12 protein-coding genes are annotated in these 13,384 nt (G+C 39.1%); 10 read left to right on the top strand and 2 right to left on the bottom strand.

Translation table 11 applies throughout. The features are described from left to right. Positions 1 to 105 precede the first annotated feature (105 nt). Positions 106 to 1,818 carry a single-stranded-DNA-specific exonuclease RecJ gene (gene recJ, locus VXK47_RS09950; RefSeq protein WP_435548629.1) on the bottom strand — a complete coding sequence of 571 codons (1,713 nt, stop codon included), beginning with the start codon at positions 1,816 to 1,818 and terminating at the stop codon, positions 106 to 108. A gap of 845 nt (positions 1,819 to 2,663) precedes the next feature. Between recJ and VXK47_RS09945 the strand changes: the two genes are divergently transcribed. Beyond that, positions 2,664 to 2,981 carry a hypothetical protein gene (locus VXK47_RS09945; RefSeq protein WP_435548628.1) on the top strand — a complete coding sequence of 106 codons (318 nt, stop codon included), beginning with the start codon at positions 2,664 to 2,666 and terminating at the stop codon, positions 2,979 to 2,981. Positions 2,982 to 3,299: 318 nt separating this feature from the next. Here VXK47_RS09945 and VXK47_RS09940 read toward each other — a convergent pair whose 3' ends face one another. Further along, on the bottom strand, positions 3,300 to 4,316 hold the full coding sequence (locus tag VXK47_RS09940) for an ADP-ribosylglycohydrolase family protein (RefSeq protein ID WP_435548627.1): 1,017 nt from the start codon (positions 4,314 to 4,316) through the stop codon (positions 3,300 to 3,302). Positions 4,317 to 4,784: 468 nt separating this feature from the next. Between VXK47_RS09940 and VXK47_RS09935 the strand changes: the two genes are divergently transcribed. From VXK47_RS09935 to VXK47_RS09895, 9 genes are all read left to right on the top strand, one after another. Then, positions 4,785 to 5,627 (top strand): hypothetical protein, encoded by an 843-nt coding sequence (locus tag VXK47_RS09935; RefSeq protein ID WP_435548626.1) that lies wholly within the window; start codon positions 4,785 to 4,787, stop codon positions 5,625 to 5,627. A gap of 325 nt (positions 5,628 to 5,952) precedes the next feature. Continuing rightward, entirely contained in the window at positions 5,953 to 6,645 is a 693-nt protein-coding gene (locus tag VXK47_RS09930) for a cobalamin biosynthesis protein CbiA (protein ID WP_435548625.1), read from the top strand. A gap of 142 nt (positions 6,646 to 6,787) precedes the next feature. Then, entirely contained in the window at positions 6,788 to 7,018 is a 231-nt protein-coding gene (locus VXK47_RS09925) for a 4Fe-4S dicluster domain-containing protein (RefSeq protein ID WP_435548624.1), read from the top strand. 19 nt (positions 7,019 to 7,037) lie between these two features. After that, entirely contained in the window at positions 7,038 to 8,108 is a 1,071-nt protein-coding gene (gene vorB / locus VXK47_RS09920; RefSeq protein ID WP_435548623.1) for a 3-methyl-2-oxobutanoate dehydrogenase subunit VorB, read from the top strand. 73 nt (positions 8,109 to 8,181) lie between these two features. Beyond that, positions 8,182 to 8,937 (top strand): thiamine pyrophosphate-dependent enzyme, encoded by a 756-nt coding sequence (locus VXK47_RS09915; RefSeq protein WP_435548622.1) that lies wholly within the window; start codon positions 8,182 to 8,184, stop codon positions 8,935 to 8,937. Then, the gene (locus tag VXK47_RS09910) at positions 8,937 to 9,476 is read left to right on the top strand and encodes a 2-oxoacid:acceptor oxidoreductase family protein (protein ID WP_435548621.1); all 540 of its coding nucleotides are present in this window, start codon (positions 8,937 to 8,939) and stop codon (positions 9,474 to 9,476) included. Before VXK47_RS09915 ends, VXK47_RS09910 begins: the two co-directional genes overlap by 1 nt. Positions 9,477 to 9,502: 26 nt before the next feature. Beyond that, positions 9,503 to 10,585, top strand: a complete 1,083-nt coding sequence (hisC, locus tag VXK47_RS09905) for a histidinol-phosphate transaminase (RefSeq protein WP_435548620.1) — start codon at positions 9,503 to 9,505, stop codon at positions 10,583 to 10,585. Further along, a complete protein-coding gene (cmk, locus tag VXK47_RS09900) occupies positions 10,582 to 11,265 on the top strand; it encodes a (d)CMP kinase (protein ID WP_435548619.1) in 684 nt (227 codons plus the stop codon). Before hisC ends, cmk begins: the two co-directional genes overlap by 4 nt. 305 nt (positions 11,266 to 11,570) lie before the next feature. After that, the gene (locus tag VXK47_RS09895) at positions 11,571 to 13,313 is read left to right on the top strand and encodes a 30S ribosomal protein S1 (RefSeq protein WP_435548691.1); all 1,743 of its coding nucleotides are present in this window, start codon (positions 11,571 to 11,573) and stop codon (positions 13,311 to 13,313) included. The last annotated feature ends 71 nt before the right edge of the window (positions 13,314 to 13,384 follow it).

Here is a 13,384-nt window from a genome sequence, read left to right as displayed (position 1 = left end):
GCCGTTCGAATTATGACTCATTTTGAAGAGCCAACAAATAACATATTCAACTGCTGTTTTAAGGGGTATATAATAATGGTGCGCAGACAGGAATGCAAGGAAAATTTATATATTTTCAATAACAAGTTGAATGGATTTATTTCCATTCCATCGGTTCCAACGAAGCCTGAATGCTATTTGCTCATAAATTGTTTTTTCAGGTAAGCTCTTATCTATATTGAAATGGATGGCATTGTAATAATTGTCTTTTTTGCCTGATGAGCTGCTTAGAACCATTCGTCTGTGATTTTCTCCAACAATATCAGAAGATATAACATTAATATTGCGGGCAATAAAAATAGGTTCCGGATTACCTGCACCAAAAGGCTTTAAGGATTCCAATTCATCAAGAAAACCTGTGCTTATGTCATCAAAAATAAGCTCATGATCTACATATATATCGGGAAATAAATCTTCAGGCTGTGACATTTTTAAAACGGCATTTTCAAATTCCTGTTTGAATAAGCTTAAATTATCAATTTTTATTTTTACACCTGCTGCCATGGAATGGCCTCCGAATGCTTCGAGAATATCTGAACATGCTGCAAGGCCTTCGTATAAATTGAAATAAGGAGTGCTTCTTCCCGAACCTTTGGCGATGGTTTCTTTTTGTACAAAAAGCACAACGGGGCGGTGAAATTTCTCCACAAGCCTTGAAGCAACTATACCGAGAATTCCTTCATGCCAGCCATGGTGGGAAAGAACAATGGATTTTGATAAAAGGATATCCGGATTATTTTGTATATATTCTATAATTTCATCAAATACCTTTTTTTCTATAGTCTGTCTTTTTGTATTCATTTGATTCATTTGCCGGGCGATATTATCCGCAGTATAAGGATTGCCGGTAAGAAGAAGTTCAACAGCTTCTTTTGCGTTATCTATTCTTCCCATTGCATTTATGCGGGGAGCAAGCCTGAAGGCGATATCTTCGGAATCTATTGTATCTCTGTAATTGCCTGCCTTTAAAAGTGCGCTTATTCCGATCCTGCTGCCGGAATTGATCAGATCGAGTCCGATTCTGGTAAAAACCCGGTTTTCTTCCAAAAGCGGAACCATATCAGCAACTGTACCAAGCGCAATCAGATCGCACAGATTCTTAAGGTTTGGTTCGGGATATCTATCCCAAAAATGCATATCACGCAGATATTTTCTAAGATATATTACCAGATAAAAAGCAACCCCTACACCGGCAAGATGGGAAAGACCCGAGTTGCAGTCGGGACGCTTGGGACTTATAATTGCCAATGCTTCAGGAAGTTTTTCCGGAAGTATATGATGGTCTGTTATAATTATATCTATATCGGCATCGTTAGCTGCTGCAACAGCTTCATTGCTGCTTGAGCCGCAGTCAACAGTAATAATTAAGTCTATATTGCCTGGTATGGCAATTTCGGCAATATGCTTTTCCTGCAGGCCATATCCTTCTTTTATTCTGTCCGGAATATAGTATGAAACATCAGCTTTAGTATGCCGGAAAAATTCCATAAGAAGCGCAGTTGATGTTACACCGTCTGCATCGTAATCACCGAAAATGAGTATCTTTTCACGGCGCAAAATTGCATCATAAATCCTATTTGCGGCTATCTCCATGTCTTTTATGGAAAAGGGCGATCTGAGATTATCAATGGAAATATTTAAAAAAGCATGAGCTTCTTCGGCAGAGAAAATTCCGCGGTTTACCAATATTGAGGCAATTACAGGGCTGCATTTTATTGCCTTTGAAATTTTGTCGACAAGCTTTTTATCCGGTTGGTGTATGTGCCATTTATTTTTCATCGGTAGATTTCATACTCTATTGTGTGAAATCTGACAACAGGAAAACAGGTGTGAAGCTTTTTTAAAATTTAAACCCAACGCAGAAATCGGCCGAAATGGGGTGTTTTGCAATTGGATTTATTGATAAAATTTATATTAGTATGCATTTTTCTACTCTCGCACTGTGTCTCTGACAACAAACAGAATTACCTTGACACATAAGAGTTACAAACTTATAATCTACTAAAAATTATTAAGATATTTTGATTGTATGCTATAATTTTATGATTAATACATTTTAGTCTTTTTAAGAGAGGTAAGTGATGTGACCATAAAATCTTACAAATCTCCGGTTATTCTCCTTGCTGCTATAAGCTTTTTCTTATGCACTAATAATTATTTCGTGTTTCAATACCAAAATCGGTTCTCTCAGTTTGCGCAAGATGTCACATTTAAGTTTATGGCGACAGCGAAGGCCAATTATTCTGTTGTAACCATGCCCAAAAAAGGTAAACAACTTATCCATATGGCGGTGCTCAAACAACAGCCGGCACCGACTTCTTTTCTTGCCTTGGGTCCGGCCTTCAACGGAATAGATCAATTCAAAATCATACAATATGTCCATCCTTTTTCTGCCAGGGCTCCTCCAACTCAATCCTGATAAATATTGAAGATTTGCCTCATCATAAAATACCTTCTCAAGAGGAACGGTATGGAATGGTGTGTTTTGACTTGTTACCTTGCAAGAATTGGTGAGGGCAATAAAGTCTAACTCTGGGTGCTTTTGGGGTTGTTCATAGCCGTTATTTAATGGCTTAACGGTAAAAAGACCACAATTCTATCACAAAAAAAATGGAGGGAGAGCAATGGGCTGGTTTTCAAAGAAGGAAAAAACAGTTGAAGAAATTATCGAGAATTTCAAATTAGAAAATTATTTGATTGTATCAATAATCGCTACTAACATATTAACAAAAAAGGGTGTTTTTAAAAATAATTTAGATAACAAAGTATTGGGGCAAATGACAAAAGAGATGAGTGAAAAGGTAGATGAAATATTGCGTCGTAAGATTTACGATGCAATAAAAGAAACAAGAAGCCTCAGAAAAGTTGATATGACAAAAATAAGAGAAGAGACTGAGGAAGAGCTGATAAAAACTCCTTTCTCCCTATCAGCAGCAGCTTGAAAATATCATAAAACCCCGGTACAAAACATTTACCGGTAAAGGGCCAGTCGGGTATGGTTGAAAAGCCGGCTGGCCTGACGCCTATATTTCAAAAGTAAGGGATCAAGCAAGAAACCGGTTCAAATAGCTGCCTATTGCTCAAAATCAATTGGAGTTTGATGCGTTTATTTTGAATTCGAGTAATCGGAAGAAGGATTTTACCGGAAGTGCTGATTTTATATTATCAGAAGCGGAACAAGTAATCATAAGATCATAAAAATACAAACTCATACCGACACTTGTGTCAGAAATGTGTAAGCTAAATATTTATTTTTATAACTATGCTGTTATGTTTTCTGCCATATGCAGCAAACGCTCATGATCAAAAAGTCCTTTGATGAGATATTCGGGTATTCCTGTCAGGCCAACCTGGGCTCCCGCCAATGCACCGGTCAGGGCAGCACGAGCCATATTGTTCCCTCCGCCGTTTAAAGCTGACATAACAGATTTGTAAAAATCATTTTCAAAACGTGAGGCAAAATAGTAAGCGGCAGGTAACATAAATCCCAAGGTGCAGGCCAGACCGAAAAGACTGCATGCCGCCGGAGCCGGTTCTATTTTAATGCCGGGGTCATTGGCCGCTTTATAGGACCATGAAGGCTGAAGCAAGGCATCAGTAAAGGATATTTCCAATTTTCCATTACTATCCGGCATTTCAATTACCATTGGGATATTGTTTTTTGAGATTTTCTTGAAAACAGCTTTTGATATATGTTCCGGATTACTGCCATCAATAAGACAGCTGATAATCAAACCGAAAGCTGCGGATTGACCCGTAATGAAAGGGTCGCGGTGAGTCAGAAGAATATTTGATAGTAAAGCATCCATAAGGTTTTTAATATCTCTGTAATAGCGGGCAGCCAGGACAGGCGTCCTGATTGCCGCTTCCGCTGTATCTCCAAAACTCCCGGCTTCCGGCCAGCCCAGTCCTTTTTTCTGTCTGGCATTCCATACATCCCGCATTGCCTTATCCGTGTATCGGCCGCTTTGAGGAGTACCATCCAGTGTTTCAAGAAGAGTGTCGAGCCGATTTGTAAAATCCGATTCCCTGTATTCGCCACAGTCAAACACGGATTCCAGCAAAATTGTCACAACCTGGCCGGTTTGAGAATTCTCACCTGCTTCCAAACCTGCATGGTATCTGTTTTTTTTAGGTTTTGTATAATTGTCTATCCATTCTCCGTAGTCCTTCTTTAGTTGATCAAGATCATAATACCAGTGGGGTCCCACTCCAAGCGCATCACCGATCAGAGAACCCATTATTGCTCCCATAGCCCGATTCTGATTATCATCCATATCTTTGGTCCTTATTGCTTAAAGGTTGTTTGTTTTATCTATTAAATACATAAAGCATTTTTTAGACACATTTATAGAATGTGCTTAAATTATAAACCTATCTATCAAAAAGAAAATAAATATTTGCTTTTATAAGTTTATCGAGACGTATTAGAATCTTGCTTATGGCAGTTGATTATAGATTCAGTTGCCTGGGAAGCGATATCATTCTTAACTCTGATTGCTACTATTTAAGCCGAGCATTATTATAAATTGAAAAAGTAAAATATGATTTCCCCATAAAACTGCAGGAGCAAACAAACGAGACACAGGGGTCAGAGGTGTTGTTAGAAATTAAATATCATAGACTTTCCTATTGGATATGATATTTTCCACAAATATGGGTTTTACCTTTAAATGGCAGAAGCCACCGGTATAAACCCAATCCACTTCATTGATTAAAAATAAAAATATGAGGAGATTTTAGCAATGGCACTGCAAGTAAAGCATAGTCAACTGGATATAAAAATTAATGATTTTGATTCCGACAGCAGAGTTTGCATGAAGATCAATCCAAATTCTGAAGAAATTATTGAATTCAACAAAAAGCATAAAACGAGATATCTGAAAATATCCACATCCCTGATTGGAGAAGACAGCCCCTTTCTTTCCGACTTTTCAGCTAATTTTGCCGATAAAAATCAGAGTCTTTACAGATATGATTGGATATTTGGCTTATCATGCTTACCGGTTGAGGGAAAAAATACATTCTGGGACTGGAAAGCTGCTTTAAGAGATAACAATTCTTTAAAAATTCAGTTTCTTTTTGATTTAAATAAAAGCAACTTATGTGCAAATGATTTATCCGCTCACCTGTTATGTTTATATCCTTCAAAAGATATAAGTTCATGGTTCGACAAACATTCGAAAAGCATTTCAAGCGGGCTTGATTCTCTTGCGGAAACCACTGAAGACTATAGTAAAACGGCAAGCGATGTGTTTAGGATATCAAATATTTTAACAAATTTTATCTCATCGGACGACAATGGGAAGAATTGGTATTTATATAGATTTCTTGATCAAAACAGCGGCGCTCTTGGTCTTGAATGGCACATAACCAAAAAAGTTATAGATCAGTTTGGACCTCTGTTGAGAGGTTCATTAATCGTTAGTTTTCATGGTCAAACCAATAAAGATCAAAAAAACGACACAATAAAATTGGCTGTAAGACCGGAATTAGGGTTTAATGAACAAGATGACATGTGCTATGTAAGCCCGCATTACAATATAAAAGAAGAACAGTTTATTGATATTAAACCGAAACAGAAATAACACGGATGAGAACCTGTAAGGAAGGCTCATAATCCTATTTATAATTTGGACTGGATAAAATTTTCATAGAGACATATAAAATCCTTCGATTCTTTGGATAATATTGTATTCTGTTATATCTTTCGCTGGTGATTATATTGGTTATAATGGCTACGCTGAATCCATTAATGAAATTTATCAAATTTGAAATATCTTGACATAAACATAATTAAAAAATATTTAAAAAGTTTGCATTTGAAATATTTGGGAACATAAACTTGTAATAGTCTGATTTGAAACAGATTATTATCTAATTATCCCGGTTGTTTTGTAGCAGTTGGTGAATATGGATATCCTGCTTGAGGGAATTGTTGTAATAGTTGGAAATTACGGCAGTGGAAAAACCGAAATTTCTATAAATCTTGCGGTTAACAGAAAACTTGCCGGGATAGATGTAGGTATTGCTGATATTGACCTTGTAAACCCTTATTTTCGGACACGTGAAGCAAGAAAGCAGCTTACTAAGCTTGGTATCGAAGTGGTTTTGCCCCCGGAAAAATATCTTCAGGCCGATCTTGCCATATTAGCTCCTGCTGTTTCTGGACTTATAAGAAAGCCTCGACAGCTTACAATATTGGATGTCGGAGGAGATAAAACAGGAGCTACCGTTCTTGCAGCTCTTGGAGATGCTTTTAAGGGACGGAACTATCGTGTATTGCAGGTTATAAATCCTTACAGGCCTTTTACTGATACTTTGAAAGGATGTTTGGAAGTAAAAGAAGGAATAGAAAAAGTTTCCGGGATGCGCATAAGTGGTATAATTGGTAATGCGAATCTCATTTATGATACTAGTATTGATACAATATATGATGGGTATGAATTTGTATCCATGATTTCGGATAAAACCGGGCTTTTGCTGGAATTTATAACAATTCCTTCATCGCTTTCGGACAAAGTGGATATGAAAAAAATTTCATGCCCGGTTTTAACTTTAAGAAGGCAGCTTGTTCCACCGTGGATAAAAATTGATTCGCTGTAAAAGCTGAAAATTTGCCTGCCTTCTTTTTTTATATTTTTCAAACAAGGCCTGGAGTTTTTAGTCCGATTCTGTTGTCGGACCTGATAGTCCATTAAATTATCGGATTTAAAACAGGCGGCTTATAGTCAGTTAGGGAGTTTGCATGGCTTATAAACATTATATTGATTTAAACAAATGCAAGGGATGCGGTTTGTGTGTGGATGTGTGTCCGAAAAATGTTCTTGAAATTTCGACTGATGTGAATGAAAAAGGTTATTTTCCTGCTTTTCAGGCTCGCCCTGAGAACTGCGTTTTTTGTTCGACTTGCTGTATTATGTGCCCTGATGTGGCCATCAGTATAACTGAAACCAAAGATGACACCAACATAGTATGAAATAAACGGGAGAAAGAACATGGGAAAAATTTTAATGAAGGGAAATGAAGCAATAGGTGAAGCTGCAATAAGAGCGGGTTGCCTGAACTATTTTGCCTATCCCATTACTCCTCAGTCTGAAGTTTCGGAGTATCTTTCACACCGCATGCCGGAAGCCGGTGGTGTCTTTTTGCAGGGTGAGAGCGAAGTTGCCGTAGGATACATGGTCTTTGGTGCAGCAGCCTGTGGTGAACGCGTATTTACGACATCTTCGAGTCCGGGAATCAGTTTGATGAGTGAAGCGATAAGCTATATTGCAGGTGCGCAATGTCCTGCGGTATTTGTGAATATTATGAGGGGTGGACCGGGATTAGGCGGAATTCTTCCGTCTCAGGCCGATTATTTTCAGGCAACAAAGGGAGGCGGTCATGGAGATTACAGGTTGCTTGTTATGGCGCCGGCCAGTGTTCAGGAAGCAGTCGAGATGGTAATGATGGCTTTTCCTCTGGCGGAGAAATACAGAAATCCTGTTATGATTTTGGGTGACGGGCTTATCGGACAGATGATGGAACCGGTGGAATTTCCTGAAAACTTAAAGTCAGAGCCCAGCAATAAGGATGACTGGGCCACAACCGGAATGGATAAAAGAAAGAGTAAAAAGAAAAATATTGTTAAATCACTTTTTTTGGATCCGGTTGTGCTGAATAATAACAACCTTACCCTTAAAGAAAAATATAATCGCATGAAACGTGAAGACGTCATGTGGGAATCATACAATACGGAAAATGATTACAGGTTGCTTATTGTAAGCTATGGAACAATGAGCAGGGTCTGTAAAACGGCTGTTGACAATCTGAAAGGCGAAGGAATCGAGGTAGGCATGATAAGGCCTAAAACATTATTTCCTTTTCCGGAAAAAGCCGTTTTGGAAGCTGCATCCAAAAAAGGCTGTGAAATGGCTTTAAGTATTGAGATGAGCATGGGGCAGATGGTTGAAGATGTTGAAAGAAGTGTTCGTGGAAGGTGTCCTGTCGAATGGTACGGAAGCTGTGGTGGCAATGTGCCTACACCTGAAGAAATAATGGATGTTGTCAGGTCATATCTTTCATAACAGATATCAATTTGATACCTTGCCCGATTACTCTATGCATGAAGTTATTATAACAAGGAGTAAAATTTAACTAATGGGAAAAACATATATAAGACCGGATTGCCTTTCTGATGAGATTACTCATTATTGTCCCGGCTGTACTCATGGGGTTGCTCACAGGCTTGTAGCTGAAGTGATTGATGAGCTTGGCATTGCTGGAAAAACGGTCGGTATTGCACCTGTGGGATGTGCAGTAATGGCTTATAATTATTTTACATTTGACTTTCAGGAAGCAGCTCATGGCCGTGCTCCGGCAATGGCGACCGGAATAAAAAGGGTTCGCCCTGATCTTGTGGTTTTTACTTATCAGGGCGATGGCGATCTTGCGAGCATCGGTATGGGTGAAATCATTCATGCTGCAAACAGGGGGGAGAAATTTACCACCATATTTATAAACAACGCGGTTTACGGGATGACCGGCGGCCAGATGGCGCCCACAACCATGCCTGGCCAGCGAACAACTACTTCTCCTTTTGGCCGCAATGTTGAAGATGTCGGTATGCCAATAAAAGTTGCAGAATTGCTTTCAGCTCTTCAGACTCCGGCTTATATTACAAGGCAATCCGTCATAAAGCCAAAGTATATTGTAAAAGCAAAGAAAGCGATCAAAACAGCTTTTGAATATCAGCTTGAGCGCAGGTGTTTCAGCTTTGTAGAACTTATCAGCACATGTCCTACCAACTGGGGGCTTACCCCTGTTGATGCTGTTAAATGGGCAGAGGAAACTCTTCTTCCCTATTATCCGATAGGTGAATACAAAACTCCGGTAAAAGCGGAAGGAGGAAATTAATGCAACGTGAAGTAATGTTTGCCGGATTCGGAGGACAGGGTATTCTTTTTTCCGCAAAGATTCTTGCCGAAGCTGCCATGGAAGAAGGTTATGAAGTTGTCTGGATTCCTTCGTATGGACCGGAAATGAGGGGCGGAACGGCATATTGCATGGTTGTGATAAGTGACAAACCGATAGCTTCTCCGATTGTGGGAAATCCTTTGCACTTGGTTGCCATGAACCGGCCTTCGCTTGAAAAATTCGCACCTGTTGTTAAACCGGGTGGTGTAATTATGATAAACAGTTCACTCATTCAAATTGATTCTGGCCGCAAGGATGTTGATGAAATAAAGGTTGCCGTATCGGATATTGCAAAAGATATAGGAAGTATGAAAGCTGCAAATATTGTTGCTCTGGGAGCATTTGTCGCCCGCAGCAAGATAGTGGATTTTGAGATATTAAAAAAGTGCGTCAAAGCCGAATTTTCAAGCAAAGAGAAACTGATACCTCTTAACATGCAGGCTCTTGAAAGCGGTAGACTGGCAGCTTTGAATCAGTAATGGTAGCAAAAGACAGGAAAACAGATATGAAACTTAAAGTTCCGGAACATATTCTTTCCATAAAACCGTATGTTCCCGGAAAGCCTATTGAAGAGCTTGAAAGAGAATACGGGATTTCCGGGTCTATAAAATTGGCTTCAAACGAGAATCCTCTCGGGCCATCTCCTATGGCTGTTAAGGCTGTTGAGAAAGTGCTTTCGGGACTAAACCGTTATCCGGACGGAAGCGGGCGTGAACTTGTAATCAGGCTTTCTAAGCATCTTAAAGTTTCATATAACAATATCGTTTTGGGAAACGGCTCTGATGAAATAATAGAAATGCTTACTACGGCATTTATTTTGCCGGGAGATGAAGTGATAATCCCCGTGCCGTCTTTTTTAATGTATGAAATATCGGCAAAGAGTTCAGGCGCAAAACTTTTGTTTATTCCCTTAAAATCTCTTTCAATCGACCTTGATGCCGTAGCCGAAGCTATTACGGATAAAACACGCTTAATTTTTTTATGCAATCCCAATAATCCGACAGGAACAGTCATTTCCAAAAAGAGCTTTGATGAATTTATCGAAAAAGTCCCGGAGCATGTAATCGTTGTTATGGATGAGGCTTATATAGAATTTATCCGTGATAAAGATTGCGCAAGAGGTATGGATTATATTGATTCTAATGTTGTTACGCTTCGTACCTTTTCAAAAATATACGGTTTGGCAGGACTAAGAATAGGCTATGGCATAATGTCCGAATACATTGCAGGCATTTTAAACAGAATAAGGCCTCCTTTTAATGCAAGCTCTCTTGCTCAGGCCGGCGCTGCTGCAGCACTTGACGATAAAGATTTTTTTAACAAAACAATAAGGCTGGTTCATGATGAACTGGATTTTATGTATGAGTCTTTAGACAAAATCGGGATCGGATTTTTTCCCACTCAATCAAATTTTTTCTTGATTGATGTAAAAAAGAGCGCAGATGATGTATTTGAAAACATGCTGAAAATTGGAGTGATTGTAAGATCAATGATTTCATATGGATATCCGGAATATATCAGGGTCAGTATCGGTCTGCATGAAGAAAATATCCGTTTTATAAATGCCCTTGAAAAGGTGCTGTCATGAATAAGAATACAAAACTTCTTCTTATAACCATAGATGGTCCCGCAGGTGCGGGCAAAACCACGGTAAGCAAGATATTGGCAGAACGCCTCGGATATAAATATATCGATACAGGCGCTCTTTACCGGGGCGTTGCTTACGAGGCAAAAAAAAGCAACATCAGTTCTGATGATGATGCAGGACTTGAAAAACTTTGTGCAACTCTTTGCCTTGAGTTTATAAGAAATGAGAACGGCCTCCGCCTTTTTTCAAATCAGATTGACATATCAGATGAAATCAGGACTCCTGAGATGTCTATGCTTGCCTCTGCTGTTTCTGCAAGAAAGGCGGTTAGGGAATACCTTCTTTCCCGGCAGAAAGAGCTTGGCAAAGGAAAAGGCGCGGTTTTTGAAGGACGCGATATGGGAACCGTTGTTTTTCCCCTGGCTGATGTAAAATTTTATTTGGATGCTTCTGTTAAAACAAGAGCTAAAAGACGATATAAGGAACTTATAGGGAAAAAAGACTCCCCAACTTTGGAGGAAATTGAAGATGATATAAAACATCGCGATGAAAACGACAAAAACAGGAAACTTGCCCCTCTGAAAGCAGCCGAAGATGCTATCATTATAGATTCGACTGAGCTCGGCATAGATGCTGTTGTGAACCACATGCTTTCTCATATTATAAACTGCTCATCCTGAATGAATCCAAACAACCTCTCTATCTCATCATTTGAACCCAGATTTTCATCATTCCATAATAAAGTTGAAAGTGAATCATTTTCAAAAAAGATTAAGGTTAACAAAAATTAAGATTGTTTTTTAAAATATAGTCTGATATCCTAAAAAGATTGTTAGTAGCTATCGCGGAATGCTGATAGTGATAAAATAGGCTAAGGGGGTATTTTTTATTAATGGAAAATCTGGTTAACTTTGATACAAACGAAGATCAAAAACAGGAAGACTTATCGGGTTCCGAAGCAGCAGATAATGATAAAATCCAAAAGATGGATTTTAAAGCCGACTCATCGGATGAAAAATTATCTGAATCCGGAACGAGCAGTGAAGAAAGCATGGAAAAGCTTATGGATATGTATGATGAAAGCTTTAAGCGTTTCCAGGAAGGTGAGGTTGTCAGCGGTAAAGTAATATCAATAGACAAGGATTATGTGTTGGTTGATATCGGCTATAAATCCGAGGGGCAGATAAAAATCCATGAGTTCAAGGATGAGAACGGGAACGGCAAGATTAATGTTACCCCGGGAGACACCGTGGAAGTTATGGTGGAGTGGTGGGATGACGAAGAAGAAAGGGTTATTCTGTCAAAAGAAAAGGCCGAAAAAGTCAAGGTATGGGATGACATAAAAAAAGCGCACGACAGTGATGGAACTACAGAAGGTGTAATATTAAGCCGGGTTAAAGGTGGCTTCTCAGTTGATATTGGGGTACAGGCTTTTCTGCCTGGTTCTCAGGCTGATTTGCGCCCTATCCGAAACCTTGATGAACTTGTAGGTAAAACATTTGCATTTAAAATATTAAAGTATAACCGGAAACGAAGCAACGTTGTTCTTTCCAGAAGAGCCATTCTTGAACAGGATCGTGATTCTAAAAGAACCGCTACTCTTTCTTCAATCACCGAAGGTAAGGTCTCTGAAGGGTTTGTTAAAAATATTACCGAATATGGGGTTTTTGTTGACCTTGGAGGTGTTGATGGCCTGCTTCATATTACTGATATCTCTTGGGGCAGAATTAAGCATCCTGCTGAGATGTTTGCAGTCGGAGACAAGATCCAGGTCAAAATTTTGAGTATAGATAAAGAGAAAGAAAGAGTATCCCTTGGGATGAAGCAACTCGTTGAGGATCCATGGATTAGTGCTTCGGAAAAATATCCTATTGGTGCGCGGGTTACCGGCAAAGTCGTCAGCCTCACAGATTATGGCGCTTTTGTTGAGCTTGAAGAAGGTATTGAAGGTCTTATCCATGTTTCGGAAATGTCATGGGCCCGAAAAATCCGTCACCCTTCCAAGATTTTTTCTGTGGGTGAAATGGTTGAATCGGTTGTTCTTGATATCAAACCTGAAAACAGGCGGATTTCTCTTGGCGTAAAGCAGGTTGTTCCGAATCCATGGGATATCATAAGTGAAAATTATCCGGTTGGAACCACTATTGAAGGTAAAGTAAAAAATATAACCGATTTCGGAATTTTTGTGGGTATTGATGAAGGTATTGATGGACTTATTCATATTTCCGATATTTCATGGACAAAGCGGATAAAGCATCCTTCGGAGCTCTATAAAAAAGGAGACGTTATACAGGCTGTGGTTCTGGCGATTGAAAAAGAAAATGAAAGATTTTCGTTGGGTATAAAGCAGCTTCAGAAAGATCCGTGGGAAACAGTGAGCACACGTTATGCGGTAGGAAAAGAGATTGTTGGAACCATAACAAATGTAACGGATTTCGGTATATTTGTCGAGCTTGAAGAAGGAATAGAGGGGCTTGTTCATGTTTCCGAAATCAGTAAGGAAAAGATTAAAACTCCTGTAGGAAAATATAATGTCGGAGATGGGATTACCGCTAAAGTTATGAACATAAACAGTGCTGAGCGGAGAATCGGCCTTTCCATTAAACGTTTGCAAATGGAAAATGACCAGAACCTTCTCACGGATTACATAAATAACATGAAACCTGCAACTTCCGCTTTTGGAGAGATTTTACGAGAAAATCTTCAGGAAAAGTTGAACGGGGAATAATCATTTATAAAAGAAGCAGCCGGTAATCCGGCTGCTTCTTTTTATAAACAACCTCAGGTAAGTAATTAAAA

The organism is Desulfobacterium sp. N47 (genome assembly GCF_051233685.1).
Taxonomy (GTDB): Bacteria; Desulfobacterota; Desulfobacteria; order Desulfobacterales; family RPRI01; genus RPRI01.
This window is presented reverse-complemented; position numbering and strand designations above follow the sequence as displayed.